The following is a 26,118-nucleotide window of genomic DNA, read 5'->3' as shown; positions in this document are numbered from 1 at the left end:
TAATTGCTTGATAAAGCAATCAGCTAAATTATAATTTATCTCAACTTTTGATAAAGAAACAACAAAAAAGGACAGGCACAAAGCCTGTCCTAAAATTTTGATTAATGGCAATGACAATCGTCGCAGTCGCCGATTTCACCTACGATAGGAGTTGGGTCGATACCGTTTCTTTTGTAGTAGTCTGCAAGAGCAGCCTTGATAGCCTGCTCGGCAAGTACAGAACAGTGAACCTTTACAGGCGGAAGTCCGTCAAGAGCCTCCATAACTGCCTTGTTTGTAAGTTTTAAAGCCTCATCAATGGATTTACCCTTGATAAGCTCTGTTGCCATACTGCTTGTAGCAATAGCCGCACCGCAACCAAAAGTTTTGAACTTAACATCTACAATAGTGTTGTCCTTAACTTTGATATACATTTTCATAATGTCGCCACATTTTGAGTTACCAACTTCACCGATGCCGTCGGCATCAGGAATTTCACCAACATTTCTTGGGTTGGCAAAGTGGTCCATTACCTTTTCTGAATAAGCCATAACTAAGCCTCCTGTTTATTTATTAAGGGCTTCTTGAGCCTCTTGCTTTTTAATTTTTTCCCAGAGAGGTGACATATTTCTTAAGTATGTTACAACCTGCGGAATAACCTCGAGCATATAGTCAACATCTTCGTCTGTAAGCTCTGCCGAGAAAGAAAGACGCATACTGCCGTGTGCGATTTCGTGAGGAAGACCGATAGCGAGAAGAACATGGCTTGGGTCAAGGCTGCCCGAAGTACAAGCTGAACCCGAAGATGCCGAAATTCCGTTCATATCAAGTCTTAAGAGCAGGCTTTCGCCTTCAATGCCCTCAAAGCACATATTTACATTGCCCGGTAAGCGGTGAACTCTGTCGCCGTTTACTCTTGAACGCTCAATTTTGAGGAGTCCGTCAATAAGTCTGTCACGCAATTTTTCAAGATGCTCTCTTCTTTCGTCCATTGTGTCAACGGCTTCCTGAAGAGCTGCGTCAAGACCTACTACTCCCGCAACATTTTCTGTACCGGCTCTTTTATTTCTTTCCTGAGCACCGCCGTCAATTAAATTCTCTAATCTGATACCTCTTCTTACATAGAGAAGTCCGATGCCCTTAGGTCCGTGTAATTTATGAGCAGTCATTGAAAGCATATCAATATTCTGCTCCTGAACATTTATTTTTACATAGCCGGCAGCCTGAACAGCGTCGGTATGGAAAATTACTTTGTGCTTTTTGCAAATTGCTCCGATTTCGGTAATTGGCTGGATAGTACCGATTTCATTGTTTGCATACATAATAGATACAATAGCTGTATCTTCTCTGATAGCGTTTTCTACATCTTCGGGGTGAACAATACCGTTTTCGTACACATCAAGGTAAGTTACCTCAAAGCCCTCTTTTTCAAGAGTCTGGCATGTGTGAAGAATAGCGTGATGCTCAAACTTAGAAGTGATAATGTGTTTTTTGCCTTTTGCCTTAAGGGCTCTGCAAACGCCCTTTAATGCCCAGTTGTCAGATTCACTGCCGCCTGAGGTGAAGTATATCTCATTAGCATTAGCAGCACCAAGGTTTTTTGCAATATTTTCTCTTGAGTTTTCAAGAATTTCCTTGGCTTTACCGCCTATTCTGTAAAGGCTTGACGGGTTGCCGTAGTACTCGGTGAGTACAGGCATCATTTTTTCAAGCACTGTAGGCGATATAGCTGTTGTAGCGGAGTTGTCTGCATAAATATATCTCATACTTGATAATCTCCTATCTATATCTATATAAAAATCGGTCAGTCAGGCTTTTGAAAACTTGTGTGCCTCGGCAACCGCCAAACGGTCGCAGCGCTCGTTTTCGGGATGCCCTGCGTGACCTTTTACCCATACAACATCAACATTATGAATGTCACATAAAGACAGCAGCTTGTCCCAAAGCTCGGGATTAAGTGCTTTTTCTTTTTTGTTGCGCATCCAACCGTTTGCTTTCCATTTTTTAGCCCAACCGAGCTTTAATGCGTTGCAAACATATTGAGAATCGCTGTACAGAGTTACATTGCAAGGCTCTTTAAGGAGTGAAAGCGCACCGATTACGGCACTAATTTCCATACGGTTGTTTGTGGTGACGGCTTCTCCTCCCGAGATTTCTTTTTCGTGCTCATTATATCTCAAAATCGCACCCCAGCCACCGGGTCCCGGATTGCCGCTGCAAGCTCCGTCTGTAAAAATTTTAACTTGTTTCATTTGCAATTCTCCTTAGCTGATGTTCAACCTATATTATAATACGCAAAATCACCAAATGCAACCATATTTTATGTTTATTTTTTCAATTTAATTATATTATTTACGGAATTTATTAAATCATAATTCTTAATTTTAAAATCTTCCGTAATTATGATTTTAAAATTCAAATATTGAGCATACTAAAATAGAAATATATGGAATGTTTACTTAAATGTAATATTAAAATTGTCTTTTAATTCTTTAACACGCTTGACATTGCTCTTTGATTTGCGGTACAATAAAGAAGATTACAATTAGGATTTAATCTGTATTAAATACGGATTCAAAATATATTTATACTATATATAATAATTAATATTTCATTTTGCTGATATGACCGTTTTATATCAGAACTTTGTATTTATTACGAATTTTCAGGCTTTATATTTTGATACATACAAAAGGAATTTATGCCTGTATTGTGTGAAATGTTAATTTTAATAAATTTTAAGAAATATGGAGGTAAATTTGTGAGTACAGAATTTAAGTACGATAATCGAAGAAAAAGCAACAGCTACAATAAGTACTCAAAAGGTAAAAAAAATTACGGAGGGTATTCTTACAAGCCGTCGCAGGGCAAGGGAGCGTCCGAATCTTTTAAGGGAGGTACTTTTAAGGGCGGTAATAAAAATTTTAAATATTCAAAGAATTACCGCAAAAAGCCTTATCAAAAACAGTTTAAACCGATTAAAAACAAGCCGTCTGTAAAGATTGCTTTCCTTGGCGGGCTTAACGAAATCGGAAAGAACATTACAATGATTGAGTGCGAGAACGATATAATTCTTGTTGACTGCGGTATGGCTTTCCCTGACGGAGATATGCTCGGTGTTGACCTTGTTATCCCTGATTTTACTTATATCGAACAGAATCAAGACAAAATCAGAGGTATTGTGCTTACTCACGGTCACGAAGACCACATCGGCGGACTTCCGTTCTTACTTGGCAGAGTGAATATTCCGATTTACGGAACTGCGCTTACTCTCGGACTTGTAGGCAACAAACTCAAGGAACACAGCCTTTATAATGAGTCAAGCCTTAACAGAGTTAATGCAGGTGAAACAATTAAACTCGGCTGTATGAGTGTTGAGTTTATCCATGTAAACCACTCAATTCCGGATGCGGTTGCATTTGCTATCCGCACACCCGCAGGCACAATTGTGCATACAGGCGACTTTAAAATTGACTGCACACCTATTACAGGCGATATGATTGATTTGTCGGCGTTTGCCCGTGTAGGCGATGAGGGCGTATTGGCTCTTCTTGCTGAAAGCACGAACGCAGAGCGTCCCGGTTACACACAGACCGAACGCACGGTTTCGGATAGTTTTGACAATCTTTTCAGAAGAGCGGAGCACGACAGAATTATTATTGCTACCTTTGCTTCAAATGTAAACAGAGTACAGCAGATTATTAATTGTGCGGAAAAATACGGAAGAAAAGTAGCTTTTTCGGGCAGAAGTATGGTCAATTATATGGCTGTAGCAAGCGAGCTCGACTATCTTAGCGTGCCTGAAAATATTTTAATTGACCTTGATATGCTTGACAGATACCCGAGAGAGCAAATTGTTCTTGTTACTACAGGCAGTCAAGGCGAACCGATGAGTGCGTTGTCAAGAATGGCATATTCAGACCACCGCAAAGTTATGGTCGGCGAGGGTGACTTTATTATCATTTCTGCCAATCCTATTCCCGGTAACGAAAAAACAGTCGGAAATGTTGTTGACGAACTCCTCAAAAAGGGCTGTAAGGTCGTTTACGAATCAATGTATGAAGTTCATGTTTCGGGACATGCTTGTCAGGAAGAACTTAAGATTATTCATAAACTTGTAAAACCGAAGTACTTTATCCCTGTTCACGGCGAGCAAAAGCACCTAAGAAAACACGCCGATCTTGCTATGTTCCTCGGTATGGACAGAAAAGATATTTATATCGGCGATGTCGGCAGCTGCATTGAAATCAACGAAAACTATATGAAAGAATTGCCTGCCGTACCTGCGGGAAAGGTATTTGTTGACGGTCTTGGAGTAGGTGATGTCGGAAGTATTGTACTTCGTGACAGAAAGCACCTCGGACAGGACGGACTTATCATTATCGTTGCATCTCTCGATGTTTATGACGGTCATGTTATCAGCGGCCCTGATATTGTATCAAGAGGCTTTGTATATGTTCGTGAGAGCGAGGGTTTGCTTGACGAGGTAAGACAGGTTGCAAACAACATTCTTGAAGATTGTGCAGACAACAACATTCATGAGTGGGGTATAATCAAGAACAGAATTAAAGATGATGTTTCCAAACTTATCTCACAAAAAACACGCAGAACCCCAATGATTCTTCCGATTTTACAGGAAGTATAATTAAAAATCTACGAAAGGAAGGGTTTGAATTGAAGAAGAAAAGTTTTACGACTATGCCGACATTTGTTATATTTTCGGTTGCAATGCTTGCTATGTCTTTTGCATCGTACAGCTATGACCCGATGCTTTGCTACATTGAGATTGCCGTGTCGGTTGTAACAGCAGGTATAGTTGTCGTTTCGACCCTTCGCTTTCGTAACTATATAGCTGCCACCGTTCGCAGTACAGCCGAGAAAATCAACGGATTTAATCCCGAATTTCTTGATAAATACAAAATTCCCGTCACGGTGCTTGGTGCAGAGGGGGAGATAATTTGGAGCAATACAAGGTTCAGAAAGCAGTTCTGCAACGGTAAAAATCCCGAAGGCGATATGATTTCGCCTTACATAGGCGGCAAGAAAATAACAGATGTCGCCGACCACGAAACATTTGAAACCGCCTGCAACGGCAATGAATTTGTAGGCTTTGTCATCTCTACAAACGAGGGATATGTTTGTTATTTTGTGGAGAATACATATTACAGGCAAATTATGCGTGAGTACAATGCAACCCGTCCTTGTGTAGCGATTATTACTTTTGATAACAGCGATGACTTTTCAAACGAATCCGATGAAATTTATTCCGAGGTTTCTCTGAATGTTCAGTCGTTCTTGCAGAGATGGGCGAACGAGTATAACGCTTTGTTTAAGATAATCGGCAATAACCGTTATATGATTATCTTTAAAGAAACTGATGTTGACAAACTTGTTGAACAAAAGTTCCCAATATTACAGGAAATTCACGGCATAAAAGCGGGTCAGCATACCGCTACGGTATCTATCGGTTTGTGCAGAGGCATAAACTCTCTCAAAGACAGCGAAACCAATGCGAGAAAGGCGCTTGATATGGCGCTTGGCAGAGGCGGAGATCAGGTTGCTATTATAAGCAACAATATTTACGAATTTTTCGGAGGTACTTCCGCTACTTCCGAAAAGGTCAGCAAGGTGCGTATGCGTGTTATTGCAAATGCAATCAAGCGTACGATAAACGATTGCGATAAAGTTTTTGTTATGGGGCACAGATTTTCTGACCTTGACTGTATCGGTGCGGCTATCGGTATGCAGTCGGTTATGGAAAAATCTTTTAATCTGTATTCAAAAATAGTTGTTGATAAAACAAAAACTATGGCTGAAAAGCTGATTGATTATGCAGAGAAAAACATAGGAAAAGATATATTTATTACCCCCGATGAGGCAATGAAACAGGTTACACCAAAGACTTTGCTTATCATTGTTGATACTCATTTGAGAAATTCTCTTGAAAGTCCACAGCTTTACGATGAATGTAAAAAGGTCATTGTTATTGACCATCATCGCAGAGCGGTTAATTATATAGATAACGCACTTGTTTTCTGCCACGAGCCGTTTGCTTCGTCTGCGTGTGAAATGTGCAGCGAGATTATCAGCTGCATTGATGATAAAGCAATCGGATATGCACAGGCGGACGCTTTGCTTGCGGGCATTATGCTTGATACAAAGAATTTTGTTTTAAAAACAGGTGTAAGAACCTTTGAAGCAGCCGCATATTTGAGGAGAAGAGGCGCTACTACAATTAATGTAAAGCAGATGTTCTCCGATTCAATTGAAACTTACCGTGAAAAAGTAAGCATAGTATGCGATGCAAAAATATACAGAAACTGCGCAATTTCAATCGCAAAGGGCGCTGACGGTGATGTAAGACTTGCCTCTGCGCAGGCAGCGGACGAATTACTCACGCTTGAAAATGTAAAAGCCTCTTTTGTAATTTATGAAAGCGGCGGTAAAATTTGTATTTCCGCACGCAGCTTTGGCGCTGTAAATGTGCAGATTATTATGGAAAAGCTCGGCGGTGGCGGACATCAGACAATGTCGGCTACACAACTTAGTGATATAAATAAAGAACAGGCTCTCAAGATGCTTATCGAAGTTATAGATACAAATCTTGAGGATGCAAGTTGCAAATAGCAGAAAGGAACGACAATTATGAAAGTAATACTTTTGCAGGATGTTAAGGCACTTGGCAAAAAAGGCGACCTTGTAAATGCTTCTGACGGATATGCAAGAAATTTTCTTCTTCCTAAGAACCTTGCAAGAGAGGCAAATGCACAGGCTATGAATGAATATAGAAACGCTGAAAACTCAAAGAACTTTAAGATTGCTACCGAGAAAAAGCAGGCAGAGGGTTATAAAGCACAGCTTGAGGGCAAAACCTTTGAGATGAAAGCAAAAGCCGGTCAGGGCGGCAAACTTTTCGGCAGCATTACTGCAAAGCAGGTTGCCGAGGAAATTAAAAAACAGTATAATATCAACATAGACAAGCGTAAGGTTGTTCTTGAAAGTGATATTAAAGAATTCGGTTCTTACAAAGCCGATGTAAAACTTTATTCGGGTATTGTTGCAAACATTACCGTTAAGGTATCAGAGGCTTGATTTTATTTATGATTGCAAAGGAGGGGTGACACATGGCGGATAATCAAATTTCAAGTAGCTACGACGGACTTCATATGCCGTACAGTCCCGAAGCTGAACAGGCATTGCTTGGTGCGATTATTCTTGAAAGCGATGTTTTTGATAAAGTAATTGAATACATCAAGTCCCCCGATTATTTTTATGTTTCACTGCATAAGCTGATTTTCAAGACGATGACCGAGATGGTCAACTTCGGCGGCAAAATCGACTTTGTCACATTGCTTGAAAAACTTAAGCAGACAGGTTCGTTTGACGAAACGACAGGCAAGACATATCTTTATGACCTTGTAAACAACTGTCCGTCAATATCCAATGCCGAGGCTTATGCGGAGGTTATAAGAGATAAATACAATATCCGCAGGCTTATTACCGCTGCAAGAGAAATCATTGATGACGCTACGGCAGGCACGGAAGATACATCTGTTATTATCGACTCTGCTGAGCAGAAAATCTTTGATATAAGACAGGGTAACGAGAAAAAGGGACTTGAGAGAATTAACTCTGTTATTATGCAGACTTTTGACAGACTTGACGCTCTCAACAGCACAACAGACGACAGTATGAAACCTGTTTCTACGGGTATCGGCGACCTTGACCGAGTAATTACGGGTCTTAACCGAAGCGACCTTATTTTGCTCGCCGCCCGTCCGGGTATGGGTAAAACGAGTTTTGCGCTGAATATTGCACGATATGTTGCCTGCACGGCTAAAAAAACGGTTGCTTTTTTCTCTTTGGAAATGTCAAAGGAACAGCTTGCCAGCCGTTTATTGTCGGCAGAGGCTCTTATTGAAGGTACAAAGCTGAGAATAGGTAAGCTAAACGATGAGGAATGGGACAGACTTATTCCGGCAAGCGATATTCTCGGCAAGTCGGAGCTTTATCTTGACGATTCACCGGGTATTACCATTACCGAAATGAAATCAAAGTTAAGACGAATGAGAAAACTTGACCTTGTAATTATTGACTACTTACAGCTTATGGGCAGCGGCAGAAGAATAGATAACCGAGTTCAGGAAATTTCTGAAATCACAAGAAATCTTAAAATTCTTGCAAAAGAAATGAATGTTCCCGTTATCACACTGTCACAGCTTTCCCGTGCAAGCGAACAGCGTACCGACCACAGACCGCAGCTTTCCGACTTGCGTGATTCGGGTTCTATCGAGCAGGATGCCGACATAGTACTTTTTCTTTACCGTGAGGGATATTACGATAAAAACGAGGACGATTCTCCGCAGGGTGCAGATCAAAATTCGGGTGAGTGTATTGTAGCCAAAAACCGTCACGGCGAGGCTCGTACGGTAAAAATGCATTGGCAGGGTGAGTTTATGAGATTTACAGGTACGGAGGACAGAAGTGAGTAATCCTTTTTTGACGGCTGTAAATAAATATAAGCTGATTGAAAAAAATGATTCCGTTGCCGTTGCGCTTTCGGGCGGAGCAGATTCTGTTTCACTTCTTCATATGCTTTGTTCTGTAAAAGAAAAATATAATCTTACATTATACGCAATCCATATTAATCATATGATACGGGGCGAAGAGGCAGAGCGAGATGAAGAATTTTGCAGAGAATTTTGTAAAAAACTTTCCGTCAAACTTTTTGTAAAAAAAATAAATGTTCCGTCAATAGCGGAGAAAGAAAAAATCAGTACGGAGCTTTGTGGAAGGAATGTCAGATATAAAGAATTTGACGAGCTTTCCAAAAAGCTTAACTGTAAAATCGCAACTGCACACACGCTTTCCGATAATGCGGAAACGCTGATGATTAACCTTGTAAGGGGCACATCGCTTAACGGACTTTGTGCAATTCCCGAAAGGCGAGATTATATAATCAGACCGCTGATTTTGTGCGACAGAGCGTACATTGAAAATTACTGCCATGAAAATTCACTTGATTATGTGACCGACAGCACAAACCTTACCGATGATTATACAAGAAACAAAATCCGTCATAATGTAATCACCGAGCTGAAAAAGATAAATCCGAGTTTTGAAGCTTCTTTAAAGCGACTGTGCGACGACGCAAAACTTTTGTCAGTTTATCTTGACAAACAGACAGATAAAGCGGTTGCCGACAGCAGACTTGCTTTCGGATATTCGGCAAAAAAGATTTGTGAGCAGGATAAAATCATACGGCAGAATGTAATCAAAAAAATTTGTGTTGAAAACGGAGCCGATATTCCCGAGCATATTCATATCGAACTTATTGATAATGCTCTTTTTAAAAGCGGTTGTGTTGATTTGTGCGGTAATTTCCGAGCTGTGGTAAAACAGGGAATACTGCGGATAGAAAATACCGATGCTATTAATAATTTCGGCGAAGAAATATTATTTGCCGATGTTATTAATAAAGAATTTACATTTGATAATATAAAATATTTTGTAAAAGAAATTACAGATTTTGACGATTTAACCGATAATCCGATTTATTTGTCCGAAAAAGAAACGAAAAATGCCGTGATACGCACACGCAGACAGGGCGATAAAATTTTTTTCAAGGACAGAAATATTACCAAGCCTTTAAGAAAGGCTATGAATGAATTTAAAATTCCGTCTGAATTGAGGGATAAACTTCCGCTTGTGGCAGTGAATAATGAAATATTGTGGTGTGAGGGGATGAATTCGGTTCAGACATCTTATAGTGCAGAAAAAAGAAAATTTATTATAATATGTGAACAAGGGAGGATTTTTTGTGCATAAGGACATCGAAAAAATACTTTACAGCGAGCAGGATATTAAAAATATTGTGAAAAGGCTTGCAAAAGAGATTGAAAAGGATTATAATGGCAAGGACTTTATAATGGTAGGCTTGCTTAAGGGCTGCGTATCGTTTATGGTTGATTTAATGAGGGAAGTAAACCTTGATTTCAGCATAGATTTTCTTGCTGTTTCAAGCTACGGCAACTCAACCGTAAGCTCGGGCAGAGTTAATATTCAGAAAGATATTTCAACTTCTGTTGACGGCAAGCATATTCTCATTGTTGAGGATATTGTGGACTCGGGCAGAACACTTGCTTTTATTTCACAGTATCTTTATGCAAAAAATGCTGCGTCTGTAAAGATTTGCACATTGTTCAACAAGCCTGACAGAAGAGTTACAGATATTGATGTTGTTTATGTCGGTTCTGTAATTCCCGACGCATTTATTGTAGGCTACGGACTTGACTATGCGGAGCGTTACAGAAATCTCCCTTATGTAGGCGTTCTTAAGGAGTCTGTTTATTCACAGGATACATAAAATTACGCTTTTAAATTCATAATATAAAAAGGAGTGATTCCTATTGGACAAAAAACTGCGTAACATAATTATTTATATCACTGTTGCGGTTATGGTTGTGCTCGGTGTGGCATTTTTGATGACCCAAAATTCATCTGAAAGTTACACAACCTCTCAACTGGTAAATCTTTTTAAAGAGGACAAGGTTCAGAGTTATACCGTCAACTACGGAACAGGTGCGATTGAAATTACACTTAAAGAGGGTGTAAAACTTAAACCCGCAAAGGACATCGCTACATCTGACAGCATTATTCAGGATACAACGGATGATAATATCACAGCTACAGATCCTGACGGAAAAAATGCCAAGAGCTCGGCAAAAAATGTTGTTGTAAGAGGTACTCTTGCCGATATTGAAAGATTTATTGACGATGTTTCCGTTTACACCGCATCGGCGGACGAAGCTGTTTCTTATGATTATATCAAAGGCAGTGACAACACACTTTTATATGAATTTTTGCCTATACTTGTAACGGGAATCCTCTTTGTAGTTGTATGGATATTCATTATGAAGAAAATGGGCGGCGGTCTTGGCGGAAAAGAAATGAACTTCGGCAAGGCTAAAATCAAAAATACAAATGACGAAAAGCGCAAAACCACATTTGAAGATGTTGCAGGCGCAGACGAAGAAAAGGAAGAGCTTGAAGAAATCGTTGAATTCCTTAAAGCTCCGGATAAGTATAATAAACTCGGCGCAAGAATCCCTAAGGGTGTACTCCTTGTAGGCCCTCCTGGTACAGGTAAAACATTGCTTGCAAGAGCAGTTGCAGGCGAGGCAGGCGTTCCGTTCTTCTCAATTTCAGGTTCCGACTTTGTAGAAATGTTTGTCGGCGTCGGTGCGTCAAGAGTTCGTGACCTCTTTGAACAGGCTAAGAAAAACTCACCGTGTATCATCTTCATTGATGAGATTGACGCTGTAGGTCGCCAGAGAGGCGCAGGTCTTGGCGGCGGTCACGATGAGCGTGAGCAGACACTTAACCAGTTGCTTGTAGAGATGGACGGCTTCGGAGCAAACGAGGGCGTTATCCTTATTGCCGCAACTAACAGACCTGATGTTCTCGATCCTGCTCTTATGCGTCCGGGCAGATTTGACAGACAGGTAATCGTAAGCTATCCTGACATCAACGGCAGAGAAGCAATCCTTAAGGTACATGCTCGCAAAAAGCCGCTTGCTCCCGATGTTAAGCTCAAGACCATTGCTAAAACAACAGCAGGATTTACAGGTGCAGACCTTGAAAACCTCCTTAACGAGGCAGCTTTGCTTGCTGCAAGAAAGAATAAAAAAGCCATTACTATGGAAGAAATCGAAGAGGCTACAATCAAGGTTGTAGTTGGTGCTGAGAAAAAGACAAGAGTTATGAGCGACAAGGAAAAGAAACTTACCGCTTATCACGAGGCAGGTCACGCAATCTGTTTCCACGAGCTTGCTACACAAGACCCTGTTCACGAGATTTCAATTATTCCGAGAGGTATGGCAGGCGGTTATACAATGCCGTTGCCGTCTGAAGATAAGTCTTACAACTCACGTACAGAAATGCTTGAAGACATCGTAGTATGTCTTGGCGGTAGAGTTGCGGAGGCAATCATTCTTGACGATATTTCAACCGGTGCGTCTAACGATATTGAAAAGGCTACAAAGACTGCCCGTGATATGGTTACAAAGTACGGTATGACTAAGGAACTCGGCTGTTTTTGTTACGGCAAAGACAACAGTGCCGTATTCCTTGGCAGAGATATGGGTCATACTCAAGATTATTCAGAGCAAACTGCCGCTAAGATTGACGAGCTTATTCTTGAGATTGTCAACAATGCTTACGACAGAGCAGAAACCATTTTGAAGGATAATATTGATAAACTTCATGAGGTTGCAGCTTACCTTATTAAGCATGAAAAAATGGGCGGCGAAGACTTTGAGGCTGTTATGAACGGCACTTATGTTGAGCCTGTTGAGGCAGAAGATGCCGAATCCGAAGAAGATAATGCAAATACTGCCGAAAACAAAGATAACGAATAATAATTTTTATAGCCTCTCTTTATGAGAGGCTATAATTGCTAAATAAAGGAAAAAGGGGAAAGAGATGGAACACGACAAAATTATAGTAAGAGGAGCTAAAGAGCATAATCTGAAAAATGTCAATGTTGAAATTCCGAGAAATAAACTTGTTGTAATAACAGGTCTTTCGGGTTCGGGCAAAAGCTCGCTTGCTTTTGATACCATCTACGCCGAGGGACAAAGACGATATGTAGAAAGCCTTTCTTCTTATGCAAGAATGTTTTTGGGACAAATGGACAAACCGAATGTAGAGAGCATTGAGGGATTGTCACCTGCTATTTCCATTGACCAAAAGACCACATCGAAAAATCCTCGTTCAACCGTCGGCACCGTAACCGAAATTTACGATTACCTGCGTTTGCTTTACGCAAGAGTAGGTGTTCCGCACTGCCCTGTTTGCGGCAGAGAAATCAGACAGCAGACGGTTGACCAGATAGTAGATAAAATTATGTCTTATGACGAGGGCACAAAAATTCAGATTTTGGCTCCTGTTGTGCGTGGCAGAAAAGGCGAGCATGTAAAGGTACTCGAAAGTGCAAGGAAATCGGGTTTTGCGAGAGTAAGAGCAGACGGAATTGTGTATGATTTGTCAGAGAAAATTCCGCTTGAGAAAAATAAAAAACATAATATAGAAGTAATTGTTGACCGACTTGTAGTAAAGCCTGAAATTACTTCAAGACTTTCCGACAGTATAGAAACCGCCTCTAAACTTTCAAACGGTATCATTCTTGTGAATATTGTCGGCGGAGAAGATGTAATGTTCTCACAGAAGTATTCATGCCCCGACCATGGTGTGAGTATTGAAGATTTATCGCCGAGAATGTTCTCTTTTAATAATCCGTTCGGTGCTTGCCCTAAATGTACGGGCTTGGGCGTATTTCTTAAGATTGACGAAAATAAAATTATTCCCGATATGAGTAAAAGTGTGCGACAGGGCGCTATAAAAGGAAGCGGCTGGGCAATGGAGGGCAGTTCCATTGCGGCTATGTACTTTGAGGCACTTGCCGAAAAATATAATTTTTCACTTGACGCACCGTTGTCGGAACTATCACCTGAAATTATCAAAATTTTGCTTTACGGTACAGGTGAGGAAACCTTGACTATTCACCGTAAATCTGTTTACGGCAGTGGCAGTTATGAGCAAAAATTTGAGGGTATTATAAATAATCTTGAAAGAAGATATAAAGATACATCAAGCAATTGGATTAAGGAAGAAATACAAAATTATATGTCTGAAATTCATTGTGACGAATGTAACGGCGACAGACTGTCAAAAGAGAGCCTTGCCGTAACGGTCGGCAGAATTAATATTGCGGATTTCTGTAAAAAATCCGTTGTATCTGCGCTTGAATTTCTTGATACAATTGAGTTTACCGAAAAAGAAAAGATTATTTCTGCCGAGATTGTAAAGGAAATCCGTGAACGACTTAACTTTTTACAGCGTGTCGGACTTGGCTATCTTACGCTTTCCCGTTCTGCAGGAACGCTTAGCGGCGGTGAAAGTCAGCGTATAAGACTTGCAACTCAAATCGGCAGCAGTCTTATGGGTGTGCTTTATATTCTTGACGAGCCGAGTATCGGTTTGCACCAGCGTGACAACGAAAAACTTTTGAGCACGCTTAAAAGACTTCGTGACTTGGGCAATACGGTTATTGTTGTTGAGCACGATGAGGATACTATGTACGCTGCCGACTGTATTGTCGATGTCGGACCCGGTGCAGGTGTGCACGGCGGAGAAATTGTGTGCGTAGGCGATGTTGATGAGATCAAGGCTTGCGAAAAATCAATTACAGGTCAGTATCTAAGCCACAAAAGAGTTATTCCTGTTCCCGAAAAACGCAGGGAGGGCAACGGAAAATTTATTGAAATTCTCGGTGCCGCCGAAAACAATCTTAAAAATGTAAATGTAAAGATTCCGCTCGGCAAACTTGTTTGCGTAACGGGCGTTTCGGGTTCGGGAAAAAGTTCACTGATTAATGAGATTTTATACAAAACTCTTGCCCGTGATTTAAACAAAGCCAAGATTATTCCGGGTAAAAACAAGGGCATAAAAGGCATTGAAAATCTTGATAAGGTAATCGACATCAACCAAAGCCCGATCGGAAGAACTCCACGCTCAAATCCTGCAACTTATACGGGTGTGTTTACCGACATAAGAGCACTTTTTGCCACAACTCAAGACGCTAAAATGAAAGGCTTTTCACAAAGCAGATTTTCTTTTAATGTAAAAGGAGGCAGATGTGAGGCGTGTCAGGGCGACGGTATTATAAAAATCGAAATGCATTTCCTGTCCGATGTTTATGTTCCTTGTGAGGTGTGTAAGGGCAAGAGATATAATCGTGAAACCCTTGAGGTGAAGTACAAAGGCAAGTCGATTAATGATGTTTTAGAGATGACTGCCGAAGAGGGAATGGAATTCTTTGCAAATATTCCAAGGATTTACCGTAAACTGAAAACGCTTTGTGAAGTGGGGCTTGGCTATATCAAAATCGGTCAGCCTGCTACTACACTTTCGGGTGGTGAGGCACAGCGTGTAAAACTCGCAACCGAGCTTGCAAAGCGACCGACGGGCAAGACGGTGTATATTCTTGATGAGCCGACTACGGGACTTCATATTGCCGATGTTCACAGACTTATTGATGTTCTTCAACAGCTGGTTGATACGGGAAATACGGTTGTGGTTATCGAGCATAACCTTGACCTTATAAAGACTGCCGACCATATTATTGACCTTGGACCCGAGGGCGGAGATATGGGCGGAACTGTAATTGCAGAGGGTACTCCCGAAGAAGTTGCAAAAAATGAAAATTCATTTACAGGTCAGTATTTAAAACCGTTTTTAAATATGAATTAAACAGCGTTGTGGGATAATTATGGTTTAACAAACTTTTATAATTGTTTTATGAATATTTCTATAAACCATAATTTACCCCAACTATTGAAAAACTTAATAAAAATTACTAAACAAAACGCAGGCTGATACTTAGAAATCAAAGTATTGCCTGCGTTTAATAAAAAAATTCTTGACATTTATTTGTTAGTATGCTATTATATTCAAGCTGATTTCAGCAAAATACAACATAATATGGTCTTATTGGAAACGCACATCCTCCGTGATGATAACGAACAACACATAAACAATGTTATCATGGGAGGACTTTATTATGCCAAAAAACAAACTTGAAGATGCAGTATTCACCGCCATTATGGCGACCGTTATGGTGTACGGAATGATTGTTTACAATGTTGCACTTAATACGGGCAAGGTTGACGGAACAACTTTTCTTGCGGCAACGCACGAACTGATTTTTATGGCTCCGATCGCTTTTATTCTTGAATTTTTTATAGTCGGCAAAATTGCCGCAAAGCTTGCGTTTACGGTAATGAAACCCACTGACAGACCGCAGTTTATTACATATGCAATTTCAATATGTATTTGCTGTATTATGTGTCCGATAATGAGCCTTATTGCAACCTGTTTGTTCAAAATACCGTCATTCGGTACATGGGTGCAGACATGGGCGCTTAATTTTCCGATGGCTATTTGTTATCAGATGTTTTATTGCGGCCCGTTTGTTCGTCTTATTTTCAGATTAATTTTCCGCAGAGGAAAAAACAAAGAAGAAAACAAGCAGATTTCTGCGGAAAAAGATTAATATATTTTAGTTACAAAAGATATACAGTTGATTTAATTTTCATTGTATATCTTTTTTATTTATTAGAATTTGTTGATGCTAAATTATCCTTTTATAAATTATCAAACAAACTTAGCTGTATATTCTGATTTTCATATTTATTTTCGTATTTGTGAAGGTATGAAAACACCCTGTCAATCCCAAACATAATGCCCTCATTTTGACAGACATTTTCAATCCTTTTCATAAGGTAATCGCTGTTCGGGCTTAAAACTTCATATGAATTTCCGTAGGTTCTCATATATCGTTCTTTCATACCGGGGAAAAATCTGTCGAGTTGACTGTAAAAATATTCTCTGTCGCCGTTTCGCAGTGTAACTCCTATGTTAAAGCAAATAATGCCCTTAACGCCCGATTTGACACAATAATCAAGCAAAGCGTCTATATTTTCTTTTGTGTCATTTATAAACGGTAAAAACGGAGAGAGCCATACAACAGTCGGAATTTTAGCCTTTTGAAATTCTTTCAGAGTATTTACTCTTTCTTCAGTTGTCGAAACATTGGGTTCAAGAATTTTACAAAGTTTTTCGTCGGCGGTTGTAAGAGTCATTTGCAGTACGGATTTGCTCTTTCGATTAATTTTTTCAAGAATATCAATATCACGCATAACGCTTGACGATTTAGTATGAACGGTAACTCCGAAAGAATATTTTTCTATAATTTCAAGGCATTTTCTCATAATTCTTAAATCTTTTTCAAGCGGAATGTATGGGTCGCTCATAGCGCCCGTACCAATCATACAAGGTTTTCTTTTAGACGATAAAGCCTTTTCCAGAAGTTCGGGTGCGTTTTCTTTTACTTCAATATCTTCAAATTTATGTTTCATCTGATAGCAGTCACTGCGTGAATCACAGTAAATACATCCGTGCAGACAACCTCTGTATATATTAATGCCGTTTGAGGCGGATAAAATTCCCTTTGCTTTGACTTTATGCATAAAATACCTCAATTTTCTTTTACTTCAACAAACCATTTATTTTCTTCGAGGAAAATATATCTTTCTTTTCCTAAAATTCTGCAGGTATATCGAATACCGCAACCGCCTGCTTTTAAAGATGTGGCATAGCGTACATCTGTTATGCGGTCGATGGAATAGCGTTTGTTGTCATCCCAGAAAATATAATTCGGTACGAGGCTGCCGTCACAGTCAAATGTTGCAGTAACCTTAACATATTTCTTAAACATAATAGCCTCCGATAAGCGTTAGTTCACAGATAACCGACAGGGTGAATTGTGTGTTCGTCTTTTGGATTAAAGGCAGACAGCCCTCTGTCGGTTAAAAGTGATGCGGGACGAATGATATAATTGCCAAAGCGTTGCTTTAATTTATCCAAGGTTTTATCAAGCTTTTCTTCTGCGATTATTTTTCTTTCGTCCGAAAAAATATCCATTTGTCTGGGAATGTTATTGTGTGCAAAATCCGTAACTGATACGCCGATGCTTCTTAGAGGTGATTTATTGTCAAAATTCTCTTTGAACAGTGACATAGCGGCTTTTGTAATGTCGCTTGTCAGGGAAGTGTAGGTATTTAAAGTATGTTGCCTTGTAATTGTGGAAAGCCCCGTGTCACGCATACTCACACACACAGTTTTGCCCACAAATCCTTGTTCACGCATTCGTCTGCATACGCTGTCACAAAGGACATAGGCTATAACCTTGATGTCGTCAAGATTTTTTAAATCACGCACCGCCGTGGTTGAATTTCCGATAGATTTTACCTCTGAATATTCACCGATTCGAGCAACGGGTGAGGAATCATATCCGTTTGCAAAGCCGTAAATCAGGTCGCCCCATTTGCCGAGGTGAGTCCTCAACAGACCGATCGGAGCATTTGCAATGTCGCCTATGGTGTATATTCCTATCTGTTCAAGTTTTTTTCGTGTAGCACCGCCTACATACAGCAAATCGCCGGCAGGTGAATTCCATACAAGCGTCTTGTAGTTATCCCGTGTAATGCAGGTGATTGCGTCAGGCTTTTTGTAATCACTGCCGAATTTGGCAAAAATCTTGTTAAAGCTGACGCCTATGCTTACCGTGATACCGATTTCGTCCTTTATACGCTGTGAAATCTCCTCGGCAATGGTGAGTGCGTCATTTTTATAGTCTTCTGAAATGTCAAGCCACGCTTCATCAAGACCGAAAGGTTCGACCATATCGGTGTAATCGGAGTAAATTCGGCGTACCTTGTCGGAAAACTTCTTGTAAACATCAAGTCTTGCGGGAACAGTCAGAAGTTGAGGGCATTTTTTCTTTGCCTGCCATATAGCTTCTCCTGTTTTTATATTGTACTTTTTTGCCTCTTCGTTTTTCGCAAGGATAATTCCGTGTCTGTTCTCGGCGTCACCGCTCACCGCAACGGGTAAATCTCTTATATTCGGATTTAAAAGACATTCCACGCTTGCATAAAAACAGTTGCAGTCGCTGTGCAGAATAGCACGGTCATTTTTATATAGCTTTGAATTTACTGTGTCACAAATTTTCATACAAAATCATCTCGAACAAATGTTTTATTAAATTATAGAACAGATGTTCTTAAAAGTCAAGAGGTAATTTAAAATTTCTAAATGATTACATTTTGTAACCGTTTGTAACTTTTGTAAAGAATATCTCTTAAATATATGTTTTTATGTATTTAACATCTTTCAACATTCCAAAAAGGAATATTAACATAACTCACATTTTTCCACATATGAACTAAAAATCTAATAATCTGTGAATTATCGACAATATAAATTAACTTTATTTGTTAGTATTCGCTAAATATTATGCTGTTGCAATTGAAATTTCAAAAAAATTTCAATTTTTTAAAAATATTTACAAAAAAGTCTTGTTTTTTTTCTGATAAAGTAATATAATAAGTCTACAATGTTTTTAAAGAATTTTAAAAAAGAAATATAAATTTTGGGGAGAGAGAAAAATGAGACTTCGTAAACAGGATTTGGGCGACAGAAACTTGATTGGACACAGAGTTGAGAGCGTTCGTAAGCAAAAGGGAATGAAACAAAAAGAACTCCTTGCTCAGCTTCAGGTAAGCGGAGTAGATATGAACGCATCGGGTCTTTCTAAGCTCGAGGGACAGATCAGATTTGTAACAGATGTTGAGCTTGTTGCGCTTGCAGACATTCTTGAGGTATCTGTCGATTATCTTCTTGGCAGAGATGAGAAGATTAAAAATTAATTTTGCTTGATTGTTTTTATTATATTATTTCCTACCATTAAAACAGGTGACTTTACAAAAGTAAGGTCACCTGTTCGCTTTGTACGGTTGCTTGCGAAATGAGAAATTCGGACTTTAAAAAGTTTACTTTTTCTCTTGCTGTATTACATCGCATATTCTCTTTATACCTGCGTCTATTTTGTCAACGGAAATACCCGAAAAACTTAGGTTCAGTGCATTGATTTCTGCTTTTTCGGGCATTACCGCAATGTTGTTTTCGTCAAGTTTTTTTCGTATTTCGTTATAATCGGAAATTCCTTTTATTTTTACCGAAATATAAAGCGAGGTTTCGTTGAATATTATCTGTGTGTCGCTGCCAAAATACTTATATACGCAGTCTGTTATTTGTTTGCTTTTTTCAAGATAAACTCGCCTTGCTTTTCTTAAATGAGCGTCAAGTCTGCGGTTTTCAAGATATTTTGCAAGTGCATTCTGCTCGGTTTTTGAGGCGGTCTGATTTATGTACGGGCTGATTTGTCGGTATTTTTTCAGCAGCTTGTCGGGCAGTACCATATAGCTGATTCTGACCGATGGCAAAAGAATTTTTGAAAATGAGCCGAGATATACCGTGTTTTCAATGTCGTAATTCTGTACGCACGGCATAGGGTGTGTACTGTATCTGAGCTCGCCGTTATAATCGTCCTCAATGATAATGCAATCGTTTTCTTTTGCCCACTTAATAAGCTCAAGTCTGCGGCTTACGGGCATACTCATACCGTTTTCCGCAATAAAATTCGGATTTATAAGCACCATATCGGGCTTTATTTTTTCGAGAGATGATATGGTAATTCCCTTGCTGTCCGTATCAAAATACTTTATATCAAGTCCTAAGGTTTTAAAAATAAATTCCGCCTGAATGTAGCTTGATTTTGCCATTGCAACGGTTTTGTTCGTGCCCACAAGAGAACACAAAAGGTAGAGCAAAAGCTGTGTTCCTGCGCCCACAACAATGTTTTCGGCACTTGTATTTACGCTCCGCACTCCGAGGCTGTATTTTTGCAGTGCATTTCTAAGCACGGTTTCGCCCTGCGGTTCGCCGTATGACATAAGCATATATCCCGTGTTTATTACCTCTTTGACATACTTTTTCCATTCGTCGATATTAATGATTTTATCGTCAATGCTTTTGCCGCTGAAATCGTAGTCATATCTTTTAATGTGTGTAATTGCGGAGCTGTGCGTATTTTCGCTTTTCTTTGGGGCGTTTTCAAACTGTGCCTCAACATAATATCCGCTTTGCGGCTTGTTTTTGATGTACCCCTCAACGCATAGTTGTTCGTAAGCTGCGGATACAGTGGTTTTTGATACCTCAAGTCCGCTTGAAAGCTGGCGCACTGACGGCAGCTTTGTATTCTTTACAAGACTTCCGTTTTCCACGGAACGCCTTATTGAAGCGTAAATCTGCATATAAAGCGGAGCAGAAGAAGCTTTGTCAATAATTATAAAGTCATAGAGCATATTATCACCCTTAGATATTTTAGCATTTAACTTGTTTTTAAGCAATACGCAAAATAAAAAACGAGAGTAAGACAAATCCTACTCCCGTAAATTTAATTGTATGTGACAGAGTATTAGAGCGACGCACCGAAATCGCTTACTAAAATCTGACCTGTAAGTGCCTTTGAATTATCGGATGCGAAAAATTCTATAATATTTGCAACATCTTCTGCCATACAAGGCTTTATCTTTAAGTCAGCGTGTTTGCTCATTGCACCAAACATTTTCATATCAAGATTTTCAGGCTTCATATTCATAGTCATAGGTGTAACTATTGTACCCGGACAAATTGCATTACAGCGAATGTATTTGTCGGCAAGAAGTAAAGCGGTATGCTTTGTAATACCGATGATTGCGGATTTGGTGGAAACATAAGCAGCGCCGCCACCGCCGTTTACTCCCGCAACAGAAGCAACATTTACGATAGACGAACCCTCTTGCATATATTCAAGAGCCGCACGAATACACTGCATTGTACCGACCTGATTAATTGAAATCAATTTTTGAATTTCAACATCGTCAAACTTATCGATAGGGGCAAGACCGGTGTCGAGAACACCCGCATTGTTTACCAAAATATCAATACCGCCGAATTTATCTACGGTTGCTTTCATAAGATTTTTGCAATCTTCATCTTTTGAAATGTCGGTCAAAACGGTAAGCACATTACCGCCTTCTGCTTTGATTTTAGATGCAACCTCATCAAGAGCCGCCTGACGGCGTGCACTGATTACAACATTTGCTCCGCTTTTTGCAAAGAGCATAGCCGTTGCGGCACCTACTCCTGAATTACCGCCTGTAATTACAGCGGTTTTTCCTTTTAAATTATACATAAATCCTCCTTTTGCGTACTGTATCTGTAAAAATAATTGTATCATATGTACTTGTTTAAATCAAGTTTTTAAAGTCGAAAAGCATTTGCGAAAATTTATATTGCAATATGCTGTTTACGGTTGAATTTTCTGTTATAACAAGGTATAATTAAATATGTATGTAATTCTTACTTTATAAAAAGGGGATAGTTCTATGAACAACTTAGCAGATAAGTTTTTTGAAAGTATAAAGGGTAAAAAAGTCGGTTTTATCGGTATCGGCACAAGTAACTTGCCTTTGATAAAACTGTTTTCGGATAAAGGCGCAGTAGTTTCTGCATATGACAAAAAAGATTTTGAATCACTCGGCGAAAATGCCGTAAAAGCCAAAGAATACGGCGCAGAGCTTGTTTTGGGCGAGGATTACCTCTCAAAACTTGACGGCGACATTATTTTCCGCAGTCCGGGCACACCGTTTTACAGACCTGAACTTGTTGCATTAAGAGAAAAAGGCGTTGTGCTCACTTCCGAGATGGAAGTGTTCTTTGACCTCTGCCCATGTAAAATCATTGCAATTACAGGTTCCGACGGCAAAACCACAACCACAACAATTATCTCCGAATTTTTGAAAGCAAGCGGTGTGAATGTACACCTCGGCGGCAACATCGGCAAGCCTTTGCTCCCTGAAATCGAGAGCATTAAAGAGGACGATGTGGCAGTGGTTGAGCTTTCAAGTTTTCAGCTTATTTCAATGAGAAAAAGTCCTGATGTTGCAGTGGTTACAAACCTTGCGCCTAACCACCTCGACATACATAAGGATATGCAGGAGTATGTGGATTCAAAGAAAAACATCGTACTTCACCAGAATGCTTTTTCAAAGGCGGTGCTTAACCTTGACAATGAAATTGCAAATTCTTTCTCTGACAGCGTTCGTGGTCAGCTTGCAAAATTCAGTGTAAAAGAAAGCCTTGCAAACGGCGCTTATCTTGACGGTACAACTGTTTGCTACAGCGACTACGGCAAGGTTACAAAGATTATGGACATCAAGGATATTAAAATTCCGGGTATGCACAATGTTGAAAACTATCTTGCCGCTATTTCCGCTGTATGGGGAATGGTTGATATTGAAACTATTAAGGCTGTTGCAAAGACTTTCGGCGGTGTTGAACACAGAGCGGAGTTTGTAAGGGAGTACAACGGAGTTAAGTATTACAACGATTCCATTGCATCAAGCCCTACAAGAACAGCACTCGGCACGCTCTCGCTCTATGATGAAAAAATCATCATCATTGCAGGCGGTTACGACAAGCATATTCCTTATGAGCCACTCGGCCCTGTAATCAACGATAAGGTTAAGGTTCTCATTCTTCTCGGCGATACTGCTCCGAAGATTGAAAAAGCCGTTGTTGAGGCTGAAAACTACAACGAAAATGAAATTACAATCATAAATGTTACAAATATGGAAGAGGCAGTTGAGGCTGCCGTAAACCACGCCGAAAAAGGCGACATAGTTTCGCTTTCTCCGGCAAGCGCAAGTTTTGGTTTGTACAAGAATTTTGAGGAAAGAGGAAATCATTTCAAGGCTATTGTAAACGCTTTGAAATAATGTGAATATGAAACAGCTTTTATTTGATTTATGCCGCATAGGCGGAGTATCGGGCAGTGAAGAGCCAATCGCAAAGTTCTGTGCCGAAAAACTCTCTGCCTTTGCAGATACAACTATAGATAAAAACGGAAATGTAATCGCTACACTCGGCAATGCAAATGCAGACAAAACGATTTTGCTTGACGCTCACCTTGACAGAATAGGCTTTATGGTTACTTCAATTAATGAAAACGGTTTTGTTAAGGTTGCCTCCTGCGGCGGAATTGATGTAAGGGTATTGTCAGACGCTGTACTTGTATCTTGTTCGGACGAGCCTGTTAAAGGAGTGGTATGTTGTATGCCTCCGCACCTGTCTGACGGCGGAGAAGATAAAGCAACTCCTATTGACAAGGTATGGATTGACTTCGGTTTACCTTATGAAAAGGTAGCCGAGAAAATCAAAATCGGTGATGTTCTTACATTTTACGGCGAACCGAAGGAACTTATGAATAACAGAATTACCGCTCCCGCACTTGATGACAGATGCGGTATTGCCGCTCTTATCAGATGCGCCGAGCTTATCGGTAAAAAAGAACTTTCGTACAAGGTTGTTATTCTTTTGAGCGTTCAGGAGGAAACTTACGGAACAGGTGCGAAAACAGGTGCTTACCGGATTAATGCCGACGAGGCAATTGCCGTTGATGTCAGCTTTGCATCTCAGCCTGATGTAAGCGGTCAGTATGCAGGCATTGAACTTGCAAAAGGTCCGATGATTTGCATTTCTCCGATTCTTAGCAAGGCTATGAGCGATAAACTCATTTCTGTCGCTAAGGAAAATAACATTCCTTTTCAATATGAGCCTATTTCGGGTACAACGGGCACAAATGCTGACCATATTTCTGTTACAAAAAGCGGTGTTGCTTCTGCCGTTGTTTCGATTCCGCAAAGATATATGCATACTCCGATTGAAGTTATTGATATTTCTGATGTGGAAAATACGGCAGCTCTGCTTGCTGAATATATTATCGGCGGAGGTGCTTTTAATGACTGATTTTAAATTGCTTGAAAAACTCTGCACTGTCGAAGGTATTTCGGGTGACGAGGGCAGTGTAAGAGAAATTATTATAAATGAAATAAAGCCGTTTGCCGATGAAATCAAAACGGATAACCTCGGCAATATCATTGTGTTTAAAAAAGGCAAAAACCGAGCAAAGGCAAAACTTATGCTTTCGGCTCATATGGACGAAGTGGGCTTTATGGTAACGGATATTACTTCTGACGGTTATCTTAAATTTGATGAAGTCGGCGGTCTTGACAGACGGGTTGTGCTCGGCAAAACTGTAACCGTAGGCAAAAATAAGGTAAACGGTGTAATCGGTGTAAAGCCTATTCATTTAAGCAAATCAGATGAAAGAACCGCTGTGCCGAAGTACGGCGAAATGTACATTGATATTGGTGCAACAAGCAAAGATGATGCGCTAAGCGTTGTAAGCTATGGCGACAGTGTGAATTTTAATTCTATATACGAAAATAACGGCTATACAATCAAATCAAAGGCTATTGACGACCGTTTTGGCTGTCTTGCGCTTATTGAGCTTATAAAAAGCGAACTTGAGTATGATATGCACTTTGTGTTTGCCGTACAGGAAGAAGTCGGACTGCGTGGTGCAAAGGTTGCAGCGTACAGCGTAGACCCTGAATTTGCCATTGTTGTGGAAACCACAACCGCAGCGGATATTGCAGGTGTTGAAGAAACAAGACAGGTGTGCAATCTCGGCGACGGTGCGGTTATTTCTGTAATGGACAGACGCACAATTTACGATAAAAGAATGTCTGAAATGGCTTTTGAATGTGCCGAGAAAACGGGTGCAAAGGCTCAATATAAAAGAGCGATTGCAGGCGGTAACGATTCGGGCGTAATTCACCAGAGCAGAGGCGGAGTAAAAACCCTTGCAATTTCACTTCCTTGCAGATATTTGCATAGCAGCGTTACAGTTGCGAATGTAAGCGACTGCGATGATATTATAAAAATTGTGTCGGCACTTGCAAATAAGATTGCAGGCGGAGAATATTAAACGAAAGGATTATGACAGATGATATTGACTGCCGATAATTGCGATAAATTTATCAGCACAATAGAAAGCCTTGACGGACTTGATCCTTTTGCCTGCCGCATAATTTCGCTTTGTACAAGTTACAATCCGCATCTTCCGTTTGTGGATTATTGGACTGTTTTTGATGACGAAAGCAACACTGCAACGGGAGCAATCGCACGAAACGGCACGGATTTTATTCTTTTTCTGACCGATAAAACGGATATAGACGAAGTATCGACTTTTATGCGTGTGGCAGGTGCAGCTTCGGTAATTTGCAGTAATAAATACAGCCTTGATTTGTTCGGATACGAAAAATCGCAAGGTCCTATACTTGTACGCAAAGAAGAATTATCTGAAAGCGATAACTTAAGAATAGACACACCGCAGATAAAAGAGGCTTACGAGCTTATTGCAAAGGCGGCGGATAAATATTTTACTCCGCCGAAATTTGAGGATTTTTATGTGGATATAAACCACAAACTGCGCCACGGCACAATGCGGCTTCTCGGGTTGTATGACGGAAACGACCTTGCGGCTGTTGCAATGACTGTTGCGGAAAGCAGGCAGGGCGCTGTAATCGGTGCGGTTGCGTGTTTGCCGAAATTCCGTAACAAAGGTTACGGTACATACATAGTAAATCACCTTACAAATATTCTTGTAAAAGAGGGCAGAAGTGTGTTTGTACACAGGGCGGAGAATGCAAACAAGGCATTTTACGATAATTTAAAATTCAACTGCTTTGACAGCTGGTGTGAATACCATTTTAAAGGATGATAAAT

The 26,118-nt window shown here is 40.1% G+C and carries 22 protein-coding genes; 14 read left to right on the top strand and 8 right to left on the bottom strand.

Going from position 1 to position 26,118, the window contains the following annotated elements:
- Window positions 1-101 precede the first annotated feature (101 nt).
- Genes nifU through rnhA form a run of 3 tightly spaced genes read right to left on the bottom strand, consistent with a single transcriptional unit; the run spans window position 102 to window position 2,231 of the window.
- Complete coding sequence (nifU, locus tag AAAY30_RS03055; protein WP_022234882.1) at window positions 102-530, bottom strand: Fe-S cluster assembly scaffold protein NifU; 429 nt, start codon at window positions 528-530, stop codon at window positions 102-104.
- A 15-nt stretch (window positions 531-545) separates the two neighbouring features.
- Window positions 546-1,745 (bottom strand): cysteine desulfurase NifS, encoded by a 1,200-nt coding sequence (gene nifS / locus AAAY30_RS03050; RefSeq protein WP_022234883.1) that lies wholly within the window; start codon window positions 1,743-1,745, stop codon window positions 546-548.
- 42 nt (window positions 1,746-1,787) lie between these two features.
- Entirely contained in the window at window positions 1,788-2,231 is a 444-nt protein-coding gene (gene rnhA, locus AAAY30_RS03045) for a ribonuclease HI (RefSeq protein ID WP_499215606.1), read from the bottom strand.
- A gap of 509 nt (window positions 2,232-2,740) precedes the next feature.
- Here rnhA and AAAY30_RS03040 point away from each other — a divergent pair.
- The 9 genes from AAAY30_RS03040 (at window position 2,741) to AAAY30_RS03000 (ending at window position 16,093) form a co-directional block, all read left to right on the top strand.
- Window positions 2,741-4,624, top strand: a complete 1,884-nt coding sequence (locus tag AAAY30_RS03040; RefSeq protein ID WP_022234885.1) for a ribonuclease J — start codon at window positions 2,741-2,743, stop codon at window positions 4,622-4,624.
- A gap of 29 nt (window positions 4,625-4,653) precedes the next feature.
- Window positions 4,654-6,606 carry a GGDEF domain-containing protein gene (locus AAAY30_RS03035; protein ID WP_412122282.1) on the top strand — a complete coding sequence of 651 codons (1,953 nt, stop codon included), beginning with the start codon at window positions 4,654-4,656 and terminating at the stop codon, window positions 6,604-6,606.
- A gap of 18 nt (window positions 6,607-6,624) precedes the next feature.
- Window positions 6,625-7,071 carry a 50S ribosomal protein L9 gene (gene rplI / locus AAAY30_RS03030; protein WP_022235189.1) on the top strand — a complete coding sequence of 149 codons (447 nt, stop codon included), beginning with the start codon at window positions 6,625-6,627 and terminating at the stop codon, window positions 7,069-7,071.
- Between the two features lie 32 nt (window positions 7,072-7,103).
- Complete coding sequence (dnaB, locus tag AAAY30_RS03025; protein ID WP_022235188.1) at window positions 7,104-8,471, top strand: replicative DNA helicase; 1,368 nt, start codon at window positions 7,104-7,106, stop codon at window positions 8,469-8,471.
- Window positions 8,464-9,807: a tRNA lysidine(34) synthetase TilS gene (gene tilS / locus AAAY30_RS03020; RefSeq protein WP_337781704.1), complete on the top strand. Its 1,344-nt coding sequence runs from the start codon at window positions 8,464-8,466 to the stop codon at window positions 9,805-9,807. Before dnaB ends, tilS begins: the two co-directional genes overlap by 8 nt.
- Complete coding sequence (gene hpt / locus AAAY30_RS03015; RefSeq protein WP_022235186.1) at window positions 9,800-10,345, top strand: hypoxanthine phosphoribosyltransferase; 546 nt, start codon at window positions 9,800-9,802, stop codon at window positions 10,343-10,345. Before tilS ends, hpt begins: the two co-directional genes overlap by 8 nt.
- Window positions 10,346-10,436: 91 nt before the next feature.
- The gene (ftsH, locus tag AAAY30_RS03010) at window positions 10,437-12,398 is read left to right on the top strand and encodes an ATP-dependent zinc metalloprotease FtsH (RefSeq protein WP_499222342.1); all 1,962 of its coding nucleotides are present in this window, start codon (window positions 10,437-10,439) and stop codon (window positions 12,396-12,398) included.
- Between the two features lie 64 nt (window positions 12,399-12,462).
- Window positions 12,463-15,291: an excinuclease ABC subunit UvrA gene (uvrA, locus tag AAAY30_RS03005; RefSeq protein WP_499215607.1), complete on the top strand. Its 2,829-nt coding sequence runs from the start codon at window positions 12,463-12,465 to the stop codon at window positions 15,289-15,291.
- Between the two features lie 310 nt (window positions 15,292-15,601).
- The gene (locus AAAY30_RS03000) at window positions 15,602-16,093 is read left to right on the top strand and encodes a DUF2798 domain-containing protein (RefSeq protein WP_249376753.1); all 492 of its coding nucleotides are present in this window, start codon (window positions 15,602-15,604) and stop codon (window positions 16,091-16,093) included.
- A gap of 91 nt (window positions 16,094-16,184) precedes the next feature.
- Here the strand turns inward: AAAY30_RS03000 and AAAY30_RS02995 are convergent, their stop codons facing one another.
- The 3 genes from AAAY30_RS02995 to dinB are packed head-to-tail and all read right to left on the bottom strand — an operon-like array spanning window position 16,185 to window position 18,615.
- Complete coding sequence (locus tag AAAY30_RS02995) at window positions 16,185-17,069, bottom strand: SPL family radical SAM protein (protein WP_249376754.1); 885 nt, start codon at window positions 17,067-17,069, stop codon at window positions 16,185-16,187.
- An 8-nt stretch (window positions 17,070-17,077) separates the two neighbouring features.
- The gene (locus AAAY30_RS02990) at window positions 17,078-17,317 is read right to left on the bottom strand and encodes a hypothetical protein (protein ID WP_337566325.1); all 240 of its coding nucleotides are present in this window, start codon (window positions 17,315-17,317) and stop codon (window positions 17,078-17,080) included.
- Between the two features lie 23 nt (window positions 17,318-17,340).
- Window positions 17,341-18,615, bottom strand: coding sequence for a DNA polymerase IV (gene dinB, locus AAAY30_RS02985; protein ID WP_302190752.1), 1,275 nt, complete (start codon window positions 18,613-18,615; stop codon window positions 17,341-17,343).
- A 434-nt stretch (window positions 18,616-19,049) separates the two neighbouring features.
- Between dinB and AAAY30_RS02980 the strand changes: the two genes are divergently transcribed.
- Entirely contained in the window at window positions 19,050-19,310 is a 261-nt protein-coding gene (locus tag AAAY30_RS02980) for a helix-turn-helix domain-containing protein (RefSeq protein ID WP_022235179.1), read from the top strand.
- 123 nt (window positions 19,311-19,433) lie between these two features.
- Here the strand turns inward: AAAY30_RS02980 and pdxR are convergent, their stop codons facing one another.
- On the bottom strand, window positions 19,434-20,882 hold the full coding sequence (gene pdxR, locus AAAY30_RS02975) for a MocR-like pyridoxine biosynthesis transcription factor PdxR (RefSeq protein ID WP_499215608.1): 1,449 nt from the start codon (window positions 20,880-20,882) through the stop codon (window positions 19,434-19,436).
- A 38-nt stretch (window positions 20,883-20,920) separates the two neighbouring features.
- A complete protein-coding gene (locus AAAY30_RS02970) occupies window positions 20,921-21,679 on the bottom strand; it encodes an SDR family NAD(P)-dependent oxidoreductase (RefSeq protein ID WP_186934874.1) in 759 nt (252 codons plus the stop codon).
- Between the two features lie 193 nt (window positions 21,680-21,872).
- Here AAAY30_RS02970 and murD point away from each other — a divergent pair, with 193 nt between their 5' ends.
- The 4 genes from murD to AAAY30_RS02950 are packed head-to-tail and all read left to right on the top strand — an operon-like array spanning window position 21,873 to window position 26,113.
- Window positions 21,873-23,264, top strand: coding sequence for a UDP-N-acetylmuramoyl-L-alanine--D-glutamate ligase (murD, locus tag AAAY30_RS02965; protein ID WP_186934873.1), 1,392 nt, complete (start codon window positions 21,873-21,875; stop codon window positions 23,262-23,264).
- A gap of 7 nt (window positions 23,265-23,271) precedes the next feature.
- Complete coding sequence (locus tag AAAY30_RS02960; protein ID WP_499215609.1) at window positions 23,272-24,294, top strand: M20/M25/M40 family metallo-hydrolase; 1,023 nt, start codon at window positions 23,272-23,274, stop codon at window positions 24,292-24,294.
- A complete protein-coding gene (locus tag AAAY30_RS02955) occupies window positions 24,287-25,318 on the top strand; it encodes a M42 family metallopeptidase (protein ID WP_499215610.1) in 1,032 nt (343 codons plus the stop codon). The genes AAAY30_RS02960 and AAAY30_RS02955 overlap by 8 nt, the downstream gene beginning before the upstream one ends.
- Before the next feature lie 18 nt (window positions 25,319-25,336).
- A complete protein-coding gene (locus tag AAAY30_RS02950; protein ID WP_295057197.1) occupies window positions 25,337-26,113 on the top strand; it encodes a GNAT family N-acetyltransferase in 777 nt (258 codons plus the stop codon).
- Window positions 26,114-26,118 lie beyond the last annotated feature (5 nt).

The organism is Ruminococcoides bili (genome assembly GCF_040093295.1).
GTDB classification, from domain to species: Bacteria; Bacillota; Clostridia; order Oscillospirales; family Acutalibacteraceae; genus Ruminococcoides; species Ruminococcoides intestinale_A.
This window is presented reverse-complemented; position numbering and strand designations above follow the sequence as displayed.